Source organism: Xenorhabdus aichiensis, from assembly GCF_028598775.1.
Lineage (GTDB): Bacteria > Pseudomonadota > Gammaproteobacteria > Enterobacterales > Enterobacteriaceae > Xenorhabdus > Xenorhabdus bovienii.
Map to the genome: position 1 here is coordinate 41,365 of NZ_JAQRFO010000011.1, position 23,993 is coordinate 65,357.

The 23,993-nt window shown below is 42.0% G+C and carries 23 protein-coding genes; 13 read left to right on the forward strand and 10 right to left on the reverse strand.

The annotated features are described in order from the left end of the window. Positions 1 to 2 precede the first annotated feature (2 nt). Both leuB and mutH read left to right on the forward strand, forming a co-directional pair. Complete coding sequence (gene leuB / locus PSI22_RS07165) at positions 3 to 1,124, forward strand: 3-isopropylmalate dehydrogenase (RefSeq protein ID WP_273579164.1); 1,122 nt, start codon at positions 3 to 5, stop codon at positions 1,122 to 1,124. A gap of 848 nt (positions 1,125 to 1,972) precedes the next feature. Further along, positions 1,973 to 2,653, forward strand: a complete 681-nt coding sequence (gene mutH / locus PSI22_RS07170) for a DNA mismatch repair endonuclease MutH (protein WP_306310526.1) — start codon at positions 1,973 to 1,975, stop codon at positions 2,651 to 2,653. Between the two features lie 383 nt (positions 2,654 to 3,036). Here the strand turns inward: mutH and PSI22_RS07175 are convergent, their stop codons facing one another. From PSI22_RS07175 to PSI22_RS07190, 4 genes are all read right to left on the reverse strand, one after another. Further along, on the reverse strand, positions 3,037 to 3,435 hold the full coding sequence (locus PSI22_RS07175) for a hypothetical protein (protein WP_273579165.1): 399 nt from the start codon (positions 3,433 to 3,435) through the stop codon (positions 3,037 to 3,039). A 258-nt stretch (positions 3,436 to 3,693) separates the two neighbouring features. Beyond that, positions 3,694 to 4,200 carry a peptide deformylase gene (def, locus tag PSI22_RS07180; RefSeq protein WP_273579166.1) on the reverse strand — a complete coding sequence of 169 codons (507 nt, stop codon included), beginning with the start codon at positions 4,198 to 4,200 and terminating at the stop codon, positions 3,694 to 3,696. A 198-nt stretch (positions 4,201 to 4,398) separates the two neighbouring features. Continuing rightward, positions 4,399 to 5,559 carry a trans-sulfuration enzyme family protein gene (locus tag PSI22_RS07185; protein ID WP_273579167.1) on the reverse strand — a complete coding sequence of 387 codons (1,161 nt, stop codon included), beginning with the start codon at positions 5,557 to 5,559 and terminating at the stop codon, positions 4,399 to 4,401. 18 nt (positions 5,560 to 5,577) lie between these two features. Next, on the reverse strand, positions 5,578 to 6,948 hold the full coding sequence (locus tag PSI22_RS07190; protein WP_273579168.1) for a pyridoxal-phosphate dependent enzyme: 1,371 nt from the start codon (positions 6,946 to 6,948) through the stop codon (positions 5,578 to 5,580). Between the two features lie 323 nt (positions 6,949 to 7,271). Between PSI22_RS07190 and PSI22_RS07195 the strand changes: the two genes are divergently transcribed. Both PSI22_RS07195 and PSI22_RS07200 read left to right on the forward strand, forming a co-directional pair. Next, the gene (locus PSI22_RS07195; RefSeq protein ID WP_273579169.1) at positions 7,272 to 8,177 is read left to right on the forward strand and encodes a lipase family protein; all 906 of its coding nucleotides are present in this window, start codon (positions 7,272 to 7,274) and stop codon (positions 8,175 to 8,177) included. A 100-nt stretch (positions 8,178 to 8,277) separates the two neighbouring features. Continuing rightward, the gene (locus tag PSI22_RS07200; RefSeq protein ID WP_273579170.1) at positions 8,278 to 8,736 is read left to right on the forward strand and encodes a membrane-associated Zn-dependent protease 1; all 459 of its coding nucleotides are present in this window, start codon (positions 8,278 to 8,280) and stop codon (positions 8,734 to 8,736) included. 191 nt (positions 8,737 to 8,927) lie between these two features. Here the strand turns inward: PSI22_RS07200 and PSI22_RS07205 are convergent, their stop codons facing one another. Then, entirely contained in the window at positions 8,928 to 9,620 is a 693-nt protein-coding gene (locus PSI22_RS07205; RefSeq protein WP_273579171.1) for an O-methyltransferase, read from the reverse strand. A gap of 140 nt (positions 9,621 to 9,760) precedes the next feature. Then, complete coding sequence (gene galE, locus PSI22_RS07210; protein WP_273579172.1) at positions 9,761 to 10,777, reverse strand: UDP-glucose 4-epimerase GalE; 1,017 nt, start codon at positions 10,775 to 10,777, stop codon at positions 9,761 to 9,763. 212 nt (positions 10,778 to 10,989) lie between these two features. On the opposite strand from galE, the gene PSI22_RS07215 reads away from it, so the two are divergent. Continuing rightward, complete coding sequence (locus PSI22_RS07215) at positions 10,990 to 11,730, forward strand: 4'-phosphopantetheinyl transferase family protein (protein WP_273579173.1); 741 nt, start codon at positions 10,990 to 10,992, stop codon at positions 11,728 to 11,730. Between the two features lie 165 nt (positions 11,731 to 11,895). Here PSI22_RS07215 and PSI22_RS07220 read toward each other — a convergent pair whose 3' ends face one another. Further along, a complete protein-coding gene (locus PSI22_RS07220) occupies positions 11,896 to 12,411 on the reverse strand; it encodes a hypothetical protein (RefSeq protein ID WP_273579174.1) in 516 nt (171 codons plus the stop codon). Next, positions 12,411 to 13,424, reverse strand: coding sequence for an AAA family ATPase (locus PSI22_RS07225; RefSeq protein WP_273579175.1), 1,014 nt, complete (start codon positions 13,422 to 13,424; stop codon positions 12,411 to 12,413). Before PSI22_RS07225 ends, PSI22_RS07220 begins: the two co-directional genes overlap by 1 nt. 966 nt (positions 13,425 to 14,390) lie before the next feature. On the opposite strand from PSI22_RS07225, the gene PSI22_RS07230 reads away from it, so the two are divergent. From PSI22_RS07230 to PSI22_RS07265, 8 genes are all read left to right on the forward strand, one after another. Beyond that, complete coding sequence (locus PSI22_RS07230; protein WP_273579176.1) at positions 14,391 to 14,933, forward strand: fimbrial protein; 543 nt, start codon at positions 14,391 to 14,393, stop codon at positions 14,931 to 14,933. 105 nt (positions 14,934 to 15,038) lie between these two features. After that, entirely contained in the window at positions 15,039 to 15,599 is a 561-nt protein-coding gene (locus PSI22_RS07235; RefSeq protein WP_273579177.1) for a fimbrial protein, read from the forward strand. Between the two features lie 63 nt (positions 15,600 to 15,662). After that, positions 15,663 to 18,239 (forward strand): fimbria/pilus outer membrane usher protein, encoded by a 2,577-nt coding sequence (locus tag PSI22_RS07240; RefSeq protein ID WP_273579178.1) that lies wholly within the window; start codon positions 15,663 to 15,665, stop codon positions 18,237 to 18,239. 30 nt (positions 18,240 to 18,269) lie between these two features. Then, positions 18,270 to 19,016, forward strand: coding sequence for a fimbrial biogenesis chaperone (locus PSI22_RS07245; RefSeq protein ID WP_273579179.1), 747 nt, complete (start codon positions 18,270 to 18,272; stop codon positions 19,014 to 19,016). A gap of 25 nt (positions 19,017 to 19,041) precedes the next feature. After that, on the forward strand, positions 19,042 to 19,530 hold the full coding sequence (locus PSI22_RS07250) for a pilus-assembly fibrillin subunit (RefSeq protein ID WP_273579180.1): 489 nt from the start codon (positions 19,042 to 19,044) through the stop codon (positions 19,528 to 19,530). A 53-nt stretch (positions 19,531 to 19,583) separates the two neighbouring features. Further along, a complete protein-coding gene (locus PSI22_RS07255; protein ID WP_273579181.1) occupies positions 19,584 to 20,126 on the forward strand; it encodes a fimbrial protein in 543 nt (180 codons plus the stop codon). A 32-nt stretch (positions 20,127 to 20,158) separates the two neighbouring features. Continuing rightward, positions 20,159 to 20,683 carry a fimbrial protein gene (locus PSI22_RS07260; protein WP_273579182.1) on the forward strand — a complete coding sequence of 175 codons (525 nt, stop codon included), beginning with the start codon at positions 20,159 to 20,161 and terminating at the stop codon, positions 20,681 to 20,683. A 99-nt stretch (positions 20,684 to 20,782) separates the two neighbouring features. Next, on the forward strand, positions 20,783 to 21,820 hold the full coding sequence (locus PSI22_RS07265; protein ID WP_273579183.1) for an MrpH family fimbial adhesin: 1,038 nt from the start codon (positions 20,783 to 20,785) through the stop codon (positions 21,818 to 21,820). Positions 21,821 to 21,891: 71 nt separating this feature from the next. On the opposite strand, the gene PSI22_RS07270 is transcribed toward PSI22_RS07265, so the two are convergent. Both PSI22_RS07270 and PSI22_RS07275 read right to left on the reverse strand, forming a co-directional pair. After that, complete coding sequence (locus tag PSI22_RS07270; protein WP_273579184.1) at positions 21,892 to 22,443, reverse strand: LeuD/DmdB family oxidoreductase small subunit; 552 nt, start codon at positions 22,441 to 22,443, stop codon at positions 21,892 to 21,894. Next, the gene (locus PSI22_RS07275) at positions 22,440 to 23,738 is read right to left on the reverse strand and encodes a 3-isopropylmalate dehydratase large subunit (protein ID WP_306310527.1); all 1,299 of its coding nucleotides are present in this window, start codon (positions 23,736 to 23,738) and stop codon (positions 22,440 to 22,442) included. Before PSI22_RS07275 ends, PSI22_RS07270 begins: the two co-directional genes overlap by 4 nt. Positions 23,739 to 23,993: the final 255 nt, after the last annotated feature.

Genomic DNA, 23,993 nt, shown 5'->3' on the forward strand with positions numbered 1-23,993 from the left:
CAATGTCAAACCACCCTACTACACACAAACAAGACTCTGGCAGCTATCACATTGCGGTTTTGCCTGGTGACGGTATTGGCCCCGAAATCATGAGACAAGCCTATAAAGTGTTAGATGCTATCCGCCAGCGCTTTAACTTCCACATCACAACCAGCGAATATGACATAGGGGGCATTGCAATTGATCGTCATGGTTGCCCGTTACCTGAAACAACCATAGCCGGTTGCGAAAAAGCCGACGCACTCCTATTTGGCTCCGTTGGCGGCCCCAAATGGGAACATTTGCCTCCCGCAGAACAGCCAGAGCGTGGTGCGTTGCTGCCACTGCGCAAACACTTCAAACTGTTCAGCAATTTACGCCCGGCGCGCTTATATGCGGGTTTAGAATCTTTTTGCCCACTTCGCCAAGATATCGCGGAGAGAGGTTTTGACATTTTATGTGTTCGTGAACTGACGGGTGGCATCTATTTTGGTCAACCTAAGGGACGGGAAGGAAAAGGAAAATATGAGCGGGCTTTTGATACCGAAATTTACCATCGTTTCGAAATAGAACGGATCGCCCGTATCGCTTTTGAATCTGCCCGCAAACGTCGTCATAAGGTCACATCAATTGATAAAGCGAACGTTTTGCAAAGTTCCGTACTGTGGCATGAAGTCGTCAGCGAAGTCGCAAAAGCGTACCCTGATGTTGAAATCCAACACATGTATATCGACAACGCCACCATGCAATTGATCAAAAATCCGGCTCAGTTCGATGTTCTGCTATGCTCCAATATTTTTGGTGATATTTTATCCGACGAATGCGCCATGATCACGGGTTCAATGGGGATGCTACCTTCCGCCAGCCTGAATGAAAAAGGGTTTGGCTTATATGAGCCAGCGGGCGGATCAGCGCCTGACATTGCAGGCAAAAACATTGCCAACCCCATCGCTCAGATTTTATCTACCGCACTGTTACTGCGTTACAGTTTTGAGCGTGATGATGTCGCAGACGCCATTGAACAAGCTATTAACCATGCACTGGAGCAAGGTTATCGCACAACAGATTTAGCCGATAATGACAAAGCAGTCAGTACCGATGAAATGGGCAATATCATTGCACGTTATATTGCCGAAGGGATTTAAGGCACCAACACTTTGCACCACTGCATGGTAAATAGATTCGATAACATCGGGCAGGCATTACAGCATCAACCCGCATTTCTGCGTTGAAAGCAGACGCTACCTACCTATATCGAGTAGGATGAGGTGCCATCATTTCATCCTACTATGAAATGCTTTTGTTAAAAAAAATGCAGGGGCAGCACAGCATAAGGGGAATAAAAATGAGCGCGTTCGGATGGTTTGACTTTAAATCTGCGTGGTTTGCACCGCTGCAAGGATAATTCACAGAAAAAGCTAAAGTTATAAACATTTTTAGTCTGGCGGCCACTATTTTATTCACTTTTTCTGTGGATATGTATGTGAAAAAGACAGGGGTAAGACGGGTATATTTTTCTTTCATATTTTATAACGCGTTATAAACTTAAATAAATACTCATTACTTTTCATTATTTTAACTCATTTTATTCTCTTTTTTACGAGCGATATCAGTCATCATAATTTCCTATTTTGTTCACACTGAGCAAATATCAACCAATGATGATTTTATCCACAGGATATGCCTTTTAGTTAAGCAAAAATCGTCTATTTTTGTAGAAAACAGGGTTTAACAGAGCTGTAAATCAAACCAGTGATCTCAATTTTTATCACTTATCCCAGAAATCTGTGGATAACATAGTGTAAGATCCTGTTTATTATCGCTGGGAATAGGTGAACAATCATAACAAGACTATTTTTAATACGGTGAACACTAATTAAAAAATCTTGTATATCATGCTATTATCAAGGTAATCATCATAATGATAAGTTCATAATGATTTTCCTTAATCATACTGAACATTTTTTAACCATCAAAAATATATGCGATAAACATGTACTTTACACCGCCCAGTCCACCTGAAAATGAACAACAACTACTCGAACGAGCTAATTCTCTGGCTGGTTTGTCAATGGGTGAGCTGGCTGCGCAGACCAATCTGCCCATTCCTCCCGATCTCAAACGGGATAAAGGTTGGGTTGGCATGTTGCTTGAATATTATTTGGGTGCAAGTGCAGGCAGTAAGCCAGAACAAGATTTCGAACATATTGGCATTGAACTAAAAACCATCCCTGTAGATAAGAACGGTTCACCACTGGAAACAACCTTTGTCTGCGTTGCACCTTTAACGGGCAATAGTGGCATTAGATGGGAAAATTGCCACGTCAAGCGTAAATTATCCCGTGTCCTGTGGATACCTGTTGAAGGGGAAAGGGAAATCCCACTTGCCGAACGCCGTGTCGGTTCACCACTGCTCTGGAGCCCCGATCCGATTGAAGAAGAGCTATTGCGACGTGATTGGGAAGAATTAATGGATTTGATCGTATTGGGCAAAGTTGAGAATATCACCGCACGTCACGGAGAAGTGTTGCAATTACGTCCCAAAGCCGCCAATAGCCGAGCGTTGACAGAAGCGATTGGCGAATTTGGTCAACCCATCATGACACTTCCCCGCGGTTTTTATTTGAAAAAAAACTTCACAGCCCCCCTGCTGGCTCGTTATTTTTTCTTATGAAAACAATGCATGTATCATGCCCGTTTTTGATGGACATTCGCACACGGCTTAATTCATCATATCATCGAGCAACATTTTCAGGTGTTTAAACCCTATATTTAATAATAAACGTCAACGGTTTCCCATATCTCGACGTACCTTCAGCCGATTATCTATATAATAAAAATAAATAATATTATCAATGCCAGAGAATTAAGAATATTTCAATATTTTCGTATATCAATATACAAATCGGCATGACCAGACTCATTAATTAAATAAAAATGTATAATTATTTATTATATAAATCATTATGCAAACTGATATCATTTCAGAATTCTGGTCACACAATCAATACATACATAAACAACAGGCTGGCTTTTCCCAATCATCGCCTGATTGCATTACTTCGCTTGCAGTTTAAAGTGAAACTGAGTGTTATCCACTCTGTCTACCTCCAAATTCAACAGGGAACCCGGCGATATTTTCACTTCAGTCATATCAACAATCCCAGATGCCGGATGATAGCGAAGATAGAAAGTGCCAACCAGCGGATAACTGCCATTATCCACTTTTTTGATATAAATGGAGCATGTAAATTGGTTACTGCTGGCCGTTGATGGAATGTGAACATATTCCATTTCACTTCCACTTTTAATCGAGAAAACCTGCGCGTTATTGATCCCTTCAGCATCAAGTATCATCAAATAGGCACCAATCTTAGCATCAGTTGTATCTATCAAACTCAAGCTGATAGTAAAATTGGGTTGTTGATAAAATGTAATATCATTTTTTCCAGCCACGATAATTCCCTCTTTTATATCATATACTATAATTTTATTTAAATTCAGTTAGATAAACATTGCCCACTCTAATTTAAAACAGCACAAGATTCCGTACTCAAACCCGTATAATTATTATTTATAAATAAATCTGTATCTTTTTTATTTTTATTTATCAGTAATAATTTAAATAACGCTGATATATAAAATTAAAATATTGAGTTAAGGAATAATATTACCATGAAACGAATGGTGATATTTTCCTTTTCCGTTATATAGCTAACTTGCCTTATTACTCAAAAATTTCTTTACTTTTTTCAGCGCCATCTGCCTTTTCAAGGGTGACAAATAATCAATAAAAACAATGCCATTCAAATGATCAATTTCGTGTTGCATAACAATCGATAGAAAATCTTCACTTTCCACCGTAATCGCTTTGCCATGACGATCCAGTGCTTCCACTTTCACTTTTTCAAATCTTTCTACATCCGCGTAATATCCCGGTATAGACAGACATCCTTCTTGATTCACGACCCGACGCTCTTTTTCAACAATCTTGGGATTGACTAACACCATCGGCTGATCCCGATTGGGTGAGATATCAATGATCAGCACCGCTTCTTTTCGGCCAACCTGCGGTGCAGCCAAACCAATGCCATTATCTGTGTCATACATTGTATCCAGCATGTCATCAATCAGTGTTTGTATTTCATCAACATGCATGACATCAACACATTTTTGTCTCAATCTTTCATCAGGGATCGTGAGTATATTTAAAATTGCCATAACACATCATCCTCTTTTCACTGGGTATCTGACGTCAGTTTTTTGCCTTATTCAGCAGGAATAATACCTTATCCTCAAGTAGATATTTAGGGATAATTTACAGCAGAAGGCAATAAGACAATCGCTAAAAAAGAGCAACACAAAAATGCCAGCCGAGGAAGAGCGGCTGGCATTCTGTTTTTCATTATCTTATTTTTGTTACAGGCTGGCTTTTTCTAACGCCTGAGCAAAATCAGCAATCAAATCTTCTGAGTTTTCAATACCGACTGAAATACGGATCAATTGTGGTGTGATACCTGATGCCAGACGCTTTTCCAGTGGAATCGAAGCATGGGTCATCGTAAATGGCTGGCCAATCAGACTTTCTACTCCACCCAGACTTTCTGCCAGCGTAAATAATTTCAGTTCCTTAATCACTCGGCGTATATAGTCATCATCGCCTTTCAACACCACGGAAATCATGCCACCAAAACCCTGCATCTGACGTTTTGCCAATTCATGCTGAGGATGGGAAGCCAGACCCGGATAAAACACTTTCTCTATTTGAGGTTGCTGCTCCAACCAATGTGCAATCTTCTCTGCATTATCGATATGCCGTTCCATACGCAGCGCCAGCGTCCGTATACCACGCAGGACAAGGAAACTGCTGAAAGGATCGAGAATGCCACCAATGGAGTTTTGCAGAAAAGCAACCTGCTCCGCCAGCTCAGCATTGCTCCCCACCACGGCGAGGCCCGCGACAACATCGGAATGGCCATTCAGGTATTTGGTTGCTGAGTGAACAACAATGTCAAAACCTAAATCAAGAGGACGCTGGATATAGGGAGATGCAAAAGTATTATCCGCCACGCTGATAATCTTATGGCGCTGGGCGATCTGGGCAATGGCAGCCAGATCAGCCAGTTTCAGCAGTGGATTGGTTGGTGTCTCCACCCAAATCATTTTTGTATCAGGCTCAATGGCGGCTTCCAGCGCAGCAGTGTTCCCCGCTTCAACATACGTAACACGCAGGCCAGCCGTCCGACGACGGACTTTTTCCAATAATCGGTAAGTCCCGCCATACAGATCATCTACGGCAATAATATGACTGTCTTTATCCAGTAGCTCCAAAATGGTAGAACTGGCGGCCAGCCCTGAACCAAAAGCATAGCCACGCGTGCCGTTCTCCAATTCAGCAATGGCACGTTCCAGAGCATCACGGGTTGGATTACCGCTGCGAGAGTACTCATAGCCTGTATGCTGGCCGGGAGCAGGTTGTGCATAAGTGGAAGTGGCATAAATAGCGGGCATGACGGCACCGGTATGATCGGGGACATAGCCTGCATGAACGCTTTTTGTATCAAACTTAGTTGTAGTCATTAAATTATTCCTGAGAAATCAATTGAGTTGTTGGCGCCATGCATTCAGCACGTCAGTACGGGTAACCAGACCCAGAAAACGATTGTTATCATCCACAATCAAAGCCACATGACCCGCATCAAAAGTTGCAGTCAACTGCTCCAGTGGAGCCTTTTTATTGAGGGTATTAACTTGACCCGTCATTGCCTTACTGACTGGCAAAGAGAAATTATGAGAATCTGAGTGAATGGCATGCATTAAATCCCATTCATCAATGATGCCCACAACCTGTTCATTTTCGAGCACAGGTAACTGCGAAATGTCATACAGGCGCATTCGGCCATGAGCGATTTGCAGAGTATCCTGCGGCGAAACTGAAACTGTTGCACCATCCCGATAACGATAGGTGACGTAATCACTCAAATCGTTCTCTTGTGGCTGTGAACGTAACCCTTGCTCCAATAACCAGTAATCATTAAACATCTTCGACAGATATTTGTTACCACTGTCACAGGCTAACGTCACCACCCGTTTTGGCGTCTTCTGGGCGCGGCAATAACGTAGAGCAGCGGCCAGTAAAGTTCCCGAAGATGAACCCGCCAGAATGCCCTCTTGCAGGAGCAAATCTCTGGCGCTGGAAAAGGCTTCTGAATCAGTAATCCGATAGGCATTCTGAACTTGAGAAAAATCCCCGAGCGGTGGGATAAAATCTTCGCCAATACCTTCAACAAACCAGCTTCCGGCTTCGTCGTAACGGCCGTGCTCAACATAATCTGCCAGAATTGACCCTTTCGGATCAGCGAGAACAAATTCCGTATCGGGGGAGACTTCCCTGAAGTATTGGCTCAAACCGCCAAGCGTACCACCAGAACCCACACCAACCACCACAGCATCCACGTTATGCTCCATCTGTTGCCAGATTTCGGGGCCTGTCGTCGTCGCATGAGCCAATGAATTCGAGGAATTGTTGAACTGATCGATATAATAGGCGCCACTGATTTCCTTTGATAAACGCAGCGCGTAGTCCTGATAATACTCAGGATGCCCCTTGCCGACATCAGAACGAGTCAGACGCACATCCGTCCCTAATGCCCGCAAGTGATAAATTTTTTCTCGGCTCATCTTATCAGGCACAACCAGAATCAGTTTATAGCCTTTCATGGCAGCAACCAGCGCCAGCCCTATACCGGTATTACCAGCCGTCGCTTCAATGATGGTTCCACCTGGCTGCAACAATCCCTGCTTTTCAGCCTTTTCAATCATTGAAAGGGCCACTCGGTCTTTAATAGAGCCACCCGGATTTTGGTTCTCCAACTTGATAAACAACTGGCATGGGCCAGTATCCAGATGGGTCAACTCCAGTAGCGGAGTATTCCCAATCAGTTCAAGAACCGAACGTGGTACAGCCATATTAGCCTCTTGATAATCAGTGATATTTGCAAACTAAAACTTTCAGATTGGTAAAGAATAACGCCGCATAGCAATGAATTTAAAAGAACAAATAAAAACTATATATAACAAAATGTAATTAATTCTATATTAATAGATAGGTCGTTATTTTGACTAAATACCCGGTCAACCCGATGAAAAGGGTATTTCTTTAACATCAATAGATCATCAATGACGCTTTAAAATTCCACACTACACGCCCAAATTCCCTACAATTTCTTCAAGATGAAATTCGCTTAAATTATCATCTTTCTGCTTTTTCTATAATACAGAGGAGATATGTTATGTATACGCACATTGAAGCAGCAAAATTAGCATCATTAATCATGTATGCCTATGATATGAATGAAAAACATTACAATAATCCCACTCCTCCCGCTGATCCACGTATCAAAGAAGATGGATGGAATCTTATCGCTTATATTTCCGGAGATGACACCTCTTTCTCAGTAGAAAAAAAAATGTTATTCACACTGCCGGAGAGTGTCTGTTACGGATATATTGCAGAGAAGAAGAACGCACCGGGAAAGTATGTCATTATATTCCGAGGAACGGATGACACAAACCTTCTGGAGGATCTCCATGATATCATTGCCATTTTTACATCGCCTTGGTCTAGTGCCCCAGAACGGAAAGTAAGCCGCGGTTTTTATAGCGTTTACGACTCACTGAAACTCATTGCGTTTAATTCTGAATGTGATTGCGATTATAGCCAACTAAAACTGGCCGATGCGATTACTCAAATCATAGGCATAAACGGCCAATTCACAATACTCGCTCATAGTCTTGGAGCCGCCATCGCTTCTTATTTGATGTGTGATATCGCTTTTTTAGCACCCAATCATTCTGCCTGTTTGTTTGCTTGCCCGAGACCCGGAAATAATGAATTTGTTGAATATGTTGATAATAATTTTAGCCACTATGAAGTATTCAACTATGCAAAAGATATCGTTCCCAATTTACCGCCTGATTTTCAGGTGCTTGATATTTCTCAGCAATGGGACTACGAATACAAATCACTACCTAATATCACCCTCCTTAATCCTCCAGAAGCGCTGAGCATAGCCGACAGCATAGGTTGCAACCACTATTTAACCAGCTACATTGCTATATTGGACCCAGATGAATTCACACGAGTTACAACAGGTAATGGCACAGCTAGTAGTCATTGTGTAAATATGAATAAATAACCCGATATACAAATTGATATCAGCCAGATTAACTTGATTTTTTTTCTAACCACTGCAATACCTATTTCATGTCAGGAATTCACTCAATAGGAGAATAAAAATGAAATGGCGTAGTTACACATACGGAGCGATGTTACTGGCGGGTAGCCTGTTTAGCTCTGCCTTATGGGCGAAAGGCGAAGCGCACCTGTTGTTCCACATGGGGTTGGGAGCCAATGGCAAATTCTTTGTAGGGGGCACGCTGGAAAATAAAGGTGATAAACCTGTAGCAGGAGGCTATCTGGCGGTTTTGCCTCTGGATACCAAATGTGAACCTCAGGCTCTGACAGTACAATCATTTGAATCACTGGCACCGGGAGAGAAAAAAGAATTCCGCATTCCCGTAAATACCCAACTAAGTGGCTATCGCCTGATTGGTTTTAGTGCTTATGATGATATGGGTTTTGCCCTCCCTACCGTGGATGAAACAGCAAAAGTGATTAAAGACCGAGAGCCTGATGAACGTAAAGCCTGTCAGTTAGCTCGGAAATCTGAAAAAACTGCGGTCAAAAAACAATAATATTACGTTTTATTTAATGAGTTGCTCTTTAGAAACTATCGATTAATTATCAGTCTTATTAAAGACTCCATGCTCATTTATTATTTTAAAGGATGGTTTATGATTTAAATAAGCCATCCTTTTTGTAAACCTTAATACTCATCTTCAATATTTATACACAAATAAATATCCGAAAAATCGAGGATAACAGCTTAATGATTTTCCGTGTTTATCCGTAATAACGCAAAGCCATCCCAACCTTTTTCACCGACTGTCTGTAAAGCCGTTACTGTGATTTCAGGACGGTTAAGCATGGTATCCAACGACTTACGCATACCTTCAACCTGCTCATCACGCTGCTGATGCAAAATAGCCCCGGCACGAACGACATTGTCCATGATGATAATACTTCCCGGACGTCCCAGCTTAATGGCCCAATCGAGATACAATTCACTGTTTTGCTTATCCGCATCAATAAAAATCAGATCAAAAGATGGCTCAGTGACCAGCGTCGGCAAGGTTTCACGAGCATCTCCCACAATAATCTTTATTTTGTGTGCAAGCTGCGCCTGGTCGATATTATGCTGCGCAACTTGAGCCATCCTGGGTTCTTTTTCCAATGTGACAAGTAGCCCGTCATCAGGCAATTCCTTAGCCATACATTGGGAGCTGTAGCCGCCCAATGTACCGATTTCGAGAATACGTTTTGCTCCACTGATCTGTACCATCATTCTTAAAAACTGCCCCATAAGCGGGGAAACATCAATAGCAGGCAATCCTTGGCTGACGTTATATTCGAGTGTCTTTTCGAGATGTGGTGCCGATTTTAACAAACTTTTTTTGAGATAATGATCAACGGCAGTCCACTGCTGCGGGTTAGTTTCTTGCTGCGGGTTAGAACTCATAACCATACTCCTCTTATTGTGATGGATAACAACAGTTGGTAAAGAAATGGGTAATAATGCAGAAATTCACAGTATCTGTTTAACCATCCTCCCTCACCTTCACGCTGACGTGACTCAGGAGAGGGATTCCCTTTTGAAGCCTATTGGGTATAACCATTAGGATTTTGGGATTGCCAGCGCCATGCATCAGCCGTCATTTCAACAAGAGTGCGGCTGGCTTTCCAGCCCAACTCACGTTCCGCTTTTTCCGGGCTTGACCAACATTCGGCGATATCACCCGGACGACGCGGACAAATTTCATAAGGAACGGGTTTGCCACAAGCATGGCTAAATGCCGTAACCATTTCCAATACGCTAGTCCCTTTTCCGGTTCCCAGATTGTAGATGTGCAGACCTGATTTCTTGCCAACGGCATTCAGTGCCGCAATATGCCCATCAGCCAAATCCATAACATGGATATAATCGCGAACGCCTGTACCGTCATACGTTGAGTAATCACCGCCATAAACGGACAGCTTTTCCCTGCGGCCTACTGCCACTTGAGCGATGTATGGCAGCAAATTATTGGGAATGCCCTGCGGATCTTCGCCCATAGTGCCAGAAGGATGTGCACCAACCGGATTAAAGTAACGTAACAAGACTACCGACCAATCACTTTCGGCGTGATGAAGATCAGACAGACAACGCTCAACCATATACTTGCTGGTGCCATAAGGGTTAGTGGTATTCCCTACGGCGGATTGCTCTGTAATTGGAACAATCTCCGGATCGCCATACACCGTTGCTGATGAACTGAAAATAATGCTTTTTACGCCCGCTTTATGCATGCTGCGCACCAGCACCAACGTGCCATTGACATTGTTATCATAGTATTCAATAGGTTTGGCGACGGATTCCCCAACCGCTTTCAAACCTGCAAAATGAATCACCGACTGAATTTGATGGCGGGAAAAAATAGTATCGAGGAATGATTCATCACGAATATCCCCTTCATAAAACAGGGGCATCACACCCGTCAATGCCTCAATGCGCGCCAATACTTCGCGATTGGCATTGCACAGGTTATCGATAATGATCGGCGTCATTCCCGCTTCCATCATCTGAACACACGTATGACTGCCGATATATCCCATTCCACCTGTCACTAATATTTCCATATTAACCTCTTTCTCAATCTGATTGACTCATGCAAAGATTCGATAAACACGATATCACATTCTTCCGTGTGCCAGTTTCTGTTAGTGTCACTGTTTCACACAATAAAAATGATAACAAGAAAGAGTATAAAAAGAGTCAGTAAGTTAGTGAACAAATACTAAAGTATGGCAAAATTAATAGATAATAACTCACCCATAATATTCTATTGATCATGAAAGAAATTACTTTTACCCCAGTTAAAACCACTGCCATCGATGATCCCTTCTTCACCATCATTCAGAGAGGCAACTTACCCAAATACCCTGATATTCAGGTCATGCAGACTTATTATGATCAGGCTTGCTATCAGGATATATTATTTGATAAGTACGGTATTACCTATCCAGCAAGGCTACAGAACGCAGTGAACAAGCGGAAAGCTGAATATCTGGCGGCTCGCTACTGCACTCAACAGATCTTAAATAGCATGGACTATCCTGAATTTCAGGTCATAAATGCGCCAGATCGCTCTCCTGTCTGGCCTGATAAGGTTTGCGGCTCCCTGTCCCACTCCGCCAACTGCGCCATTGTTTTTGCCGCTTCCCGCGAGAAATATCAGATAATTGGGGTGGATATCGAACAAGAAATTAAACAGGATACTATCGATAGTGTTTCACGCACTGTCATTAGTGAAACCGAAGCAAAATTGCTGAAAGAATGTACACTCTCTTTTGCTCAAGCATTCACCCTTACCTTTTCCATCAAAGAAAGCCTTTTCAAAGCACTCTATCCCCATGTGAAACGTTTTTTTGATTTTCATGCCGCAGAAATTACAGCCATTGATTGGAGTCATCACACAGTAAGCATCAAATTGCTGAAAACGTTATCTGATGAATATCAGGCTGGCTCGCAATTTCATGGGAATTTTGTGTTGATGCCACAGCAGCAGGTGCTGACGTATATTGTGGGATGAAAAACAGAAATCATACATGCCAATTCACGGTTTTCTGGCATGTAATAATACCGATAATATATACCCAATAAATTTTTACCTTCATCTTTCAAATTGCGGCCAACAAAGCTGTGATTTGAAAAATGAAGGGTATCAACATTATAAAAATCAGCTTATAAACACTATTCACTGGGTATTATGAAGGTGTTTATCTTTTGCCAATCGTTTATTAATAACAAACAACTCTGCTTTCCATAGCTTGATTTGGCGTTTCAAAACACTCCTTGCTTTATCGGTTAACGGTGATAAAAATTGATCAGGTGCATTTGGGATAACTAAATACAAATGTATCTTAATATCTTTCCAATCAATATTACGCATAATCTCTGACAGTGATTCACGTATATCACTACAAGCATTCAAACTAGCAAATGTCATTAATTGAACAGAATTATCAAATTTCTCACAAATATTAGCAAAAAATAAATTATATTCGTCAGGTAATTTTGTATTATTCGGAATAGAAGATTTAGCTTCCAAAAATATTAGATGCCTTTGCTCATCACGCCAGAGAACAAACTCACATGATTTTATACCTTGTAAAGTTTTAACATAAGGAACATTCTCAATCTGAAATACATTCGAACGATGGAATGGGCCAAACTCTATACCTGATTCAGATACCGTTACCATATGTTCCATTATTTTATCCCATTAAACTCTTGTTCAAATAAGCGAATGGATTCATTTATAATCTCATTATCAGGCAAACCCTCTTTTAGTAAACAGGTTTGTCTCCAAATACCATTATCATCAGGAGTGAAACAAGGAATAGGCATTGATTCATATTTGGCAATAAGTAAAAGTTTCTTAATGACATAATAAGAATGTGTGGCCATAAATATCTGAATACCTTGCTGTGCCAACAGCTTAACAATATCCAACAATTGTACAATAGCTGTTGGATGTAAAGCAGATTCCGGCTCATCAATAAAAATGACAGAATCAGGTGTAAGATAACGATTACCCAATAATGTATCTAAAATAGCTATTTTTTTTATCCCTTCCGCAGTATTATGAATTGAAAATCTTGCGTTTCCTTTTTTATATACCCATCTATCGCTTTCAAACACTATCTTACCTTGGAACATATCTTCCAGTAATTTTCGTGATTGTTTAAAATTTTCAAAATTCCTCCCTTTCTGTGTTTGGTTTTGGAGTGCAAGAACCAAATCAGAATAAGTTGCATCATAACCAAATACTTTGTCTTGCAATGCACTTTTCATAATCACATTCCAAAGTGAAAGGACTTCTTTAGGTGGCAAAAATATTGAATTAGCCTCTCTGCCAGTCAATGAATTGAGATCGGGTCTAATTGTATTAGTCGTGTCCGGTCCAAATTTAAAATTCAATTCTCCACCATTAGTCATTCTGGTATATATAGACAACCGATTTCTACTACCTTTTCTTACCATTTCTCCCAATTTTTCTGTCTGGAATGTCCAATATAATTTGTCACTCAGAACCTCAAAAAATTCACGCCTATCATTACCTCGTCCAGTTTCTTCTTCCGTACGAAGAATACAATAAAGTATTTTCAATAAGTACGTCTTTCCACAACTATTTTCCCCTATAAAGAGATTAATCTTACCCAGACGTTCTCCTTCGCAAGCCTCTATTGGACCAAAATTTTTTATCGAAAATAAACTGATCATCTATTACCTCCCTCCCGAAAAAATACTATTTCACCACGCAATCTATAGAACTTCTTATAGATTACATTGAATTTAAGGAAGTTTCATTAGTCATTATCATATATAAACATAAAATACTAAGGTTTTTTCAAATATTATTAATATAGCACATTGCGATATTACAAGGAGATCCTAATGCCGCAGCAGCAGATGCTGACGTATTTGGTTGGTTAAGGATTAGTGAGGTATGCCAGTTAGTGTTTGGCTGGCATATGCTGATGCTTAAATTCAGGTAATCACTGTGATACTCATGGATAACACAATGATTAATCTGAATGAAAAAGAAAATCAGCAATAAAAATCCTATAACTTGAGCGATTTGAGCAAATCCGAACATTTAAATAATCTATTTAAATCATCAGCCGAAAAAAAACAAAAACATAACAGATTGATTTTATCAACTTAATTAGCAATGACATATCCCGCAATAGGCGATGTACTCTATCTCATGAGAAGTATTTCACAAGGATTTTGGCTTATAAAAAGAAACGAAAATAGTTAACAATTAGAACCAAACTGTAACCTCATACATTTCTATATATTAAAGTAGTTCAAATTTTAAAATTCCGCAAAATCATTTCTTTATTCCATTGATTTAACTTAAAAAAATAACATGAGTTTATTATTAGACAATCTAACATTTAAATGTGGATAAATTTCATCATTTCGCTTCCAATTTTAAAAAATCATTCAACTTTCGAAATCGAAAGATCAATATTTCATTTAATCCAATATGATGGTTTTATTATTTAAATAAATTAATTTTTTTAGATTAATTATCTTCAGTTAACAAATTGGTTCTAATTGTCAACTATTGATAACTGATCGATTTTTATTATTGATATTCAATGCTGATGTTGCTCTCCATTACCCGAAAATAAGGTGTGAATTCTTCAAGCTACAGGTGAACACGACTAAGGAAACGAGATGAAACTGACAAAATTTTTCATAGTTACAACCACAATAGCCAGCATGGGCGTGTTTGGCGCACAAGCGGCAGAAGAGAATACAAGCGCAACGGCCATAGAATCAGGTACAGTAAATTTTCAAGGCATAGTGACAAATTCTCCCTGCAATATTGCAAATGACTCCGTTGATCAAACGGTTAAATTCGGTCATATCGGAAAAGCCAACCTCGATGCCGGGAATGAATATGCCCAAGAGTTCAAAATCAAATTGGAACAATGTGCTTTTAATCAAGATAAAAATTTCACCATTAAGTTTAAGGGAATGAGTGACACGAATAAATCAGAATTGAAGATGATTGGGGCGGCTAAAAACGTCTCGGTTAAACTGACAACGGATGAAGGTAAGGCGATATTAATAGGAACTGATATTGATTCTATGGGGCTCAAGAAAGGAACAAATACATTGGGCTTTATCGCTTATGCCAAAAAAGCAGAAGGTGCCACCGAAGTGACTGAGGGTGATTTCCAAGGCAAGGCACTCTTTGATATTACCTATAACTGACCCTTAAACATGGCCTCAACCGGAAGTATGGCGTGCTGCACGACACAGGTCGCCATTTTCAGGGGCATTTTTTTCTGTTTTTGCAAAAATGCAGGAGACTCAGTGATGATGAGTGAAAACCCAAACCTTATCTTAAGCAGTATTGTCGCTTTGTCCTGGTTATGTTTATCTGCATCCGGAATTGCAGGGACACGAGGGCTTAATCCGAATGAAAGTTGGGTCAATGTCAGTGGAAGTGTCGTTTCTACAAGCTGCACCATCGCATTAGAAGATGCCTGGCAGTCCTTGGATATGGGCGTCATACCTGCAAAAAAACTCAATCAAGATGGCGTAGGCAATCAAAAAGATATCGTCATTAAGTTAATTAACTGTTCTTTGGCAAAGCAATCAAATTCTGAATATCAACTTCCTGCACGAATAACATTTGAAGGGCAGAGAGATCTGAAACCTCATTGGTTTCATTTATCTGGCAGTACACAGGGAGCCGCGTTAACCATACATGATTCACGAGGATATCTGGTGCGTTCAGGTGAAAGTTTACCGGCAATACCTGTTTATGGTAATGGACACGAACTGAAATACACACTGAGTTTAATTCCGAATGGAGAACCCTTGTCACCCGGTAATTATTATACCGCTCTGCGTTTTAAGCTCAATTACGAATAAGGGCTGAAATTTCTAATTGTGCTGACAATAGCCCATTTGAATCTGATGCAGGAATCGTAATAAATGAATAAAACAAAAAGACGGCAGATAAATTATCCGCTGGCATTATCAGTTCTAATCACTTTATACATTCAAGAATCAGGTGCAATGGAATTCAATGCCGATATGCTGGATCTCGAAGATAAGAAAAATATTGATTTATCTCGTTTTTCACAAGCGGGTTATGTGATGCCGGGTCAATATCAATTAGCACTGAGAGTCAATGAGCAAGATATTAGCCACGAAACAGCGATTCCTTTTTATTCACGAAAGATAGAAGATAAAACTGTCTCAGAAATCTGTATTTCACCAAAATTACGCGACAGAATCGGTTTGACAGAAAAAGCACTTAATAATACCGGCCTGTGGCATCAAGGACAGTGTGTCGACTTTTTGCCCTTAAAGGGAGTGAAATTTTCCGCGGATATGGCTGAATCACAGCTCAATATGACCATTCCCCAGTTATATCTGGAATACTCCGATCCCTTTTGGTCTCCCCCTTCCCTCTGGGATAATGGCATACCGGGACTGCTGCTTGATTATAACCTTAGCGCAAACGCCACAAAGCCTACTGATGATGCACAATCACAAAATGCCTGGCTAAACGGCACGCTAGGAGCAAATTATGGTGCCTGGCGTTTACGCGCTGACTATCAGGGGAATTACTACCATACAACCGGAGGAAAAGGACGAAAGGAGTCTTCACTGGACTTGAGTCGGGTCTACCTGTATCGGGCATTACCGTCATGGCGTTCTAATCTGATACTGGGGGAATCATCTTTTAATTCGGCTCTTTTCAGCGGCTGGAGTTACACCGGACTGGGTGTGGAAAGTGATGAACGGCAGCTTCCGTCAAAACTGAGAGGGTATGCCCCGCAAATTAATGGGATTGCAGATACCAACGCCAGAGTGACCGTCACACAACAGGGACGCGTTTTGTATGAAACGACGGTGCCTCCCGGGCCATTTTCCATTCCGGATATCAGCAGTGCAGTACGCGGCACATTAGATGTAAAAATCACTGAACAAGACGGTAAAATAAAAACCTTTCAGGTCAACGCAGCCTATGTCCCCTACCTGACCCGTCCTGGCCAATTCCGCTATAAATTCGTATCAGGGCGTTCGCGCTATAACTTCCACAAAATGGAAGGGCCGCTGTTTGGTGCCGGCGAAATTTCCTATGGTATCTCCAACCGCTGGTCACTCTATGGTGGGGGTGTCGCTGCGGGCAACTACAACTCAATGGCACTCGGTGCTGGGCTAGACCTGATGCAATTCGGCACTTTATCCGCAGACGTAACCCAGTCAATCAGCAAATTCTCAGACAATCAAGGAACCCAAAAAGGTAAGTCCTGGCGTCTCAGTTATTCCAAACGGTTTGATGATGTCAATACGGACGTAAATTTTGCGGGTTACCGCTTTAGCGAACGTGATTATATGACCATGCAACAATATCTGGATGCCCGTTACAGAGATCTCTGGGGTGGCCGCAGTAAAGAAATGTACACAATATCTCTGAATAAAAGTTTCCCTGAGCAGCAGATGTCACTGGGTTTGTCCTACAACTACCAGACTTACTGGGATCAGGGCAATATCACCTATTACAGCGCACGGGCAGATAAATATTTCTCAGCATTTGGATTAGATAACCTGTCCTTGGGAATCTCGACGGTCCGTTCTCGTTATGCAAATACGGGCAAGATGAATGACGAAATTTTAGTGAACCTGAATGTCCCGCTGACTCAGGGTTCGATGAGCTATAACGGCGCTTATAGCGGCGGAAGATTCAGCCATTCAACAGGCTATTATGGCCGATCAGGAGACAATGACCACTACAGCCTGACAGCAGGAACGAATCATGGTGGCGGTGAACACGCTCGTGCACAGATAAGTGGTTATTACAGCCATCTTGGCGATATCACCCAAACTTCGGCGAATATGTCGCTGGTGCAAGGCCGTTATATTTCAGTGGGTTTATCCGCCTCCGGGGGCGCAACCGTAACAGCAAAAGGTGCAGCCCTGCATGCAGGGGGTTTCAATGGAGGAACCCGTCTGATGGTCGATACCCGCGGGGTGGCCAATGTCCCTATTGATGGAGGAAGGGTCACAACCAATCGCTGGGGTGTCGGCGTTGTGACCGATGTCAGCAGTTACTACCGCAATACGACGATGGTAGATGTCAACAAACTGAGCGAAAACATGGAAGCACGTAACGCCGTCGTCGAGTCAATCCTGACTGACGGCGCGATTGGTTATCGCAAATTTGAAGTATTGAAAGGGATCCGCCTCTTCGCCCTACTCAGACTTGAAGATAACAGTGTGCCCCCCTTTGGTGCCAGCGTACGTAACGTCGCCGGACGTGAGCTGGGGATCGTCAGCGATGACGGAATTGCGTGGGTCAGCGGCGCTCAGCCCAATGAAACACTACAGGTAGATTGGAATAACCAACAGTGCACGACCAAATTACCGAGCCATATTGATCCGGTATCACAACTCGTACTGCCTTGCCAAAGAAAGGGCGTAGCACAAGAACCGCAAACAGAAAAAGAGCAAGATCCGGGCCAGTTAGAAACGGCCAACCTTCAGGTGACAAGACCATAAGATAACGAGTGGAAGGGAGTAACAGAAATAATGAACAAAACATGTCTGACAAAACTGACTTCAAGCCTGATATCAGGTGCATTGGTACTGACCTCATTTTCAGGGCAGGCAGCGATTTCTCTGGATCGCACCCGTGCAATATTTGAGGGTGATCAAAAATCCATCGCACTAAATATTGCCAATGAGAACAAACAGCTGCCCTATCTGGCTCAAGCATGGCTGGAAGATACCAATCAACAGAAAATCACGACCGGGCCATTGGTTGTTACCCCGCCAGTGCAGCGTCTCGAACCCGGTAAACGTAGCCTTGTGCGAGTGGAAGCGACGCCAGCCTCTAATTTATTAGCCCAGGATCGGGAATCACTGTTCTATTTTAACCTGCGTGAAATTCCACCCAAAAGTGATAAATCCAATGTGCTGCAAATCGCCCTGCAAAGCAAAATTAAGCTGTTTTACCGCCCGGCGGCGATTAAAACTAAACCTAATTCAGTCTGGCAGGATCAACTGGTGTTACATAAAGTCAGCGGCGGTTATCGCATCGAAAATCCCACGCCTTACTACACGACAATTATCGGCATGGGAAATACCGTGCCACAGTCTGAGGGGGGAAAGTTTGAAGCAGTAATGATTGCCCCATTCAGCAGTGAGACTGTAAATCGGGGTCAATATGCCGCACCGTATCTGACCTATATCAATGATTATGGCGGACGCCCGACACTGTTATTCAGTTGCAGTAACGAACTTTGTGTTGTCATGAAAGATCAATCAAAAAAATGATTATAAAGAATTAAGGGGGGCTGGCATGTATCGGACGAAAAATCATCAACATATCCGAACGACCTTGTTACTGGGATTAGTGTTGTTCGCGGCGGACAAGGGATACTCAGATGAAGTGATACCCAAGAGGCATGATGCTCATATAGCTCAAGTAATGAGCAGGGAAAAGAGCCGTCTTATGCAGGAGCAAATACCGGGCAGAGAAGGTCAATTGGAAGTACATGGGGCATTAGTCAGTTCTCCCTGTTCGTTAGTACCTTCTGCAAATCAAATCCCTAAGCAGGGGAAATTGCTGATGATTGAGCTGATAGGTTGCGGTGAGGGGCTGATCTCGAAAAATCCGCCCTTACCGATCAACGTGACCCTGACAGCCTCGGAGCACTATGGACAAAGAACAGCGCTATATCAACGATCTCATTGGGTTATCGGTTCAGAAAACCCACAATTGAAGATCACGCCAGACAGTACACTGAAAGATAAATCCAATCTACGACTAGAAATTTCTTATGACTGATTGAAATCGGGGATCTAGAAGCTATGTGGATAGAAAGCAAGATAGGTAAAAATATGGCTGTATGGCTTCTGGGGATATCAGGCGTCATGAATTCTCTGGCAGCAAACACTGACGGCGCAATCGATATCCAGTTTTCGGGAACGCTTTGGGCGGGTGCCTGTGCTCTCAGCGCAGGTTCCGAGCTTATTGAAGTGCAATTTTTACCGATAGGAGCCAAATATTTTGACTTATATGACAGAAGCGCTGAGCACCGTTTCCAGATCGGGCTGGAGGAGTGTGAAGTAGGCCGTACTGTGCAGGTACAATTCAAAGGTACCGAAGCCAAGGCTCCGGGGCTGGAAGGATTACTGAGAGTCAATGGTGAACAGTCAGATGAGCTGGGTATCGAGTTAATGGAATATGCCAACGGTGTACCGAGAATACTTTCCTTGAAAAATGGCACAACAGAAAGTACGACACAAACACTGACAGAAAAAGTTCAACTGCTCAAATTTGGCGCTTATTTGAAAGCCGCATCGGCCGTGAGAAATGGCAGTATATCAGTCACACCCGGCGCATACTCGGCGGTTGCCAATTTTGAATTGCTTTATGAGTAGTTAGTGTGCAATGAAAAACGGGAAGCAACATTATGAATAGATATAAGCTGGCAGTATTAGCAGGTACTCTGCTATGGAGTCTATGGGGGTATACCGATGTTCGTATCAATATTACAGGTACACTTCGGGAACCTATTTGTACTGTCACCGGAGCAGATGGAAATACGACAGTAAATGTATTTTTTGGCGAAGCCAAAATCAGAGATGTGGGCTCAGAAAAAGTCGAAAAATCTATCCAATTAAAAATCAAATGTGAGAGTATGGCGCCAAACAATAAGATATTAAAAATGAAAATGAGTCCTACTTATAATGGTGCGATGAACACGCTAGGGGATCATGTCCTGAAAACATCAATAGATGGATTAGGTATTGCTTTGATGCAAGGTAAAGATCCGGTGGTATTAAATAGCTGGCTGCCAGTAAACGGCATTGATACGAGTACCGTAGAACCTGCCGGAGATGTAGTATTAACCGCCCGTCTGGTCTCCCCCAACATCAGGGCATTGAAAGCAGGAGAGTTTCGATCTTCAGCAAGTTTAGTTATGAATTATCAGTAATACAATATATTTATATTTAAAGGCTATCTATTGTAATAATAGTTTAAATAAATTTAATCACTATATTTATATAACATAACTATGGGAGATAGGTATTAAATGAATAAGAAAGTATTATTCTCCATATTTGGATTATTGATTGGCAATCCTATATATGGGTTATGCGGTGACTGGGGATATTATATTTCATCAGGCAATACTAATGCAACCGGAACGTATACCGGTGTAACATCAGGATACAGTATTATGACGATTGAAATAGACCTTAAATACAAATTCTTTGCTACTACAGCCTGGATTAATGGTAAATGTATTTCAGGTAAAGTAAACTCACTTGCAGTATTAAATTTAAGAAAAGAAATAAAGCTAAACATAAATAGCAAAGAAATTACTGCTATTGGGATGCTCGATAAAAATGATGTAATTCTTTCCAAAGAAATAGGTCATACTTATCCGGGAAATGGTTTCATCTCATTTACGACCAATGATTATTATGCTAATTCTGACTGTGGTACAAATGGAGTAACTGGTGAATGGTACAATTGGTTTAATGGAAAAAATATCATTAAGTATAAAATAGTAGATGAAATTCCAGTGGGGCACTACACTGGCTCAGTCAATATTGGCACATTAAATGCTTACAGAGAACCTCCCCCATTAACACACTTCGAAATATATGGTGCTTCATTAATTTATGGAGTTCAAATAAATATGAATTACACAATCAATATAACTAATGCATGTAAAATAACACCATCTAGTTTGATAGAAATAAAACACAAAGATTTAACCACTACAAATTTTGATGGGGATCTTGCCAAGCAAAACATTAATATTCAATGTAATAAACCTGCCGATATAACCTTATCGTTAACTTCAAGCTCTTCATCAGGGAAAGAGGTAGGAACAGGAAATAAAATAGAGTTACCTTTACCGACGAATAAACCCGGAGTCAGTTCACTCTTAGCCGTTGAAGGTAATAGCCTCATGTACGATCCCAGTAAGAATAAATCAATCCTTAAAGTCGGATCTGGTGGTGAAGTGTTACAAATCAGCAGCATGTTAAAGAAAACATCTGATAATATCACTCCAGGAGAATATTCAACGAATGCAATATTAACAACAGCATTTGATTGATAACGCAAAAACCATCGCTAGCCACGGTGGTTTTTGCATGTTGAAACTGTCAATTTTGCACAGACAGCATTTTATTTTATCCTGCCCGTCGCCCGGGCATAAGAGAATAACCCACCCGCCGCGACAATATTAGCAAGTTCGCCAACCGGATCGGTGGGATATTTTTCACCGTTTGCCAGTAAGGTCACCGTCTGATTTTCAATATCAATCTCAATACGATCGCCAGTGACTAATTTGTCACACAAGCGTTCCTGTGCAGCAACGGGCAACAACTCTCCGGTAGAAACGCAATTACGGAAAAAGATACGCGCATAAGACTGCGCTAAGACCGCTTTCACACCTGAAGCGCCCAATGCAGCGACCGCATGTTCACGCGAGGAACCGCAACCAAAATTTTGCCCTGCCACAATAATCGGATACTTTGCCTTACCCTGCTCTTCATCAATAAAGGGCAGCGATCCTTCCGGTAATCCACACATCGCCAATGAAGCCAGTTGAGCGTATCCTTCCGGCGTTGAGGGGTTTACCTTGAGGTATTCAGCCGTCAGGATCTGATCGGTATCGATATTGTCAGTCAAAACATAAACCGTGCCTCTGATGATGTTTTCCTGCAACACACTCATAAAAACTCCTTCGGATTGGTAATACGCCCTGTAATGGCGGCGGCAGCTACCGCATAAGGGGATGCCAGATAGATATTGGCGCGTTTATGCCCCATTCGTCCGACAAAATTACGATTGGTTGTAGAGATAACCGATATCGGGTCATTCACGCGGCCAAAAGTATCCGGCGGGCCACCACAGCAAGCCGCACATCCTGATTCCGAGGAAAGTGTCACTCCGGCGTCAGTTAAGATTTGATAAACAGAAACACCATCAATCTGGGTGGTTATTGTCTTATGAAAAACTTCTTTGGTAGCAGGGACAGCATAAGTAGGAATAGAGACTTTATTGCCCTTAATGACGCGAGCGGCCGCAATAAAATCTTCCAGTTTGCCGCCGGTACAGGAGCCGATATAAGCCTGAGAAATAGCAACGTTGGCCACTTTCTCAATCGGAACGACATTATCCGGAGAATGAGGTTTGGCAATCATCGGCTGCATATCGGAAACATCAATGTTTAATACCCGGCTATATTCTGCATCTTCGTCAGGATAAACAATCTCAAAGGGGAGGTGGTTTCTCTCAGCCAGATAATCAAGGGTAGCCTGATTAGGCACCATAATGCCATTCTTGGCTCCGCACTCAACGACCATATTGCAAATCGTCATGCGTTCTTCTACCGATAATTCATCAATGACATTACCGCCAAACTCGATAGCTTCATAAGTTGCACCATCAACGGTTAATTCTGACAATACCGCCAGAATCATATCTTTGGCCAACACATGCGAGGGCTTGGTTCCGGTAAAATTCACTTTGATAGAAGTCGGAACTTTGAGAGGAATTTCCCCCGTACCTAATGCATAAGCGGCATCGGTAATGCCCAATCCAATGGCGAACGCGCCAAAAGCCCCCGCCGTGACGGTATGAGAATCTGTTCCCAACAAGACTTCACCGGGGCGAGTATGCCCTCCTTCCGCCAAACCGATATGGCAAACCCCTTTATAATTTGGTGTTCCCACATCATAGAAATATTTGATGTTCTGCTCGGCGGCAAATTCGCGCATGACGCGAATATTTTGATTGGCCTGCGGGTCAGCAGAATAAACAAAATGGTCGGGGATCAGAATAAAGCGAGTCGGATCCCATATTCTGGCATCTTGACCGAACTCTTTTTTAAATACACTGGCTACTCCCGGTGTACAGGGATCGTGAGACATCAGGATATCCACTTTCGCCCAAACCACTTCACCCGGTGTGACCTGCTCACGGCCACTCGCTCGTGCGAGAATCTTTTGTGTCATAGTTTGGCTCATCTCACATTGCCTCCGAAAGATTAAAAAATAGTAAAAAAATAGAAGTCTTAACGACATTACTAACGCTTATAGCAGGGAAATACCATTGTTGGGCGCACTGTTTCTCTACTGGAACAGTTGTTCTTCAGAGGGGAAATTCCTGCACTCTTATTCTGACACCATTTTTGCAGGGCAGTTTAATCATTGGTTAAAATATCACCTTTATCTGATTGAGGAATGTTAGCCTTTCTCCATAACATCTGTGGTATGTTAGGC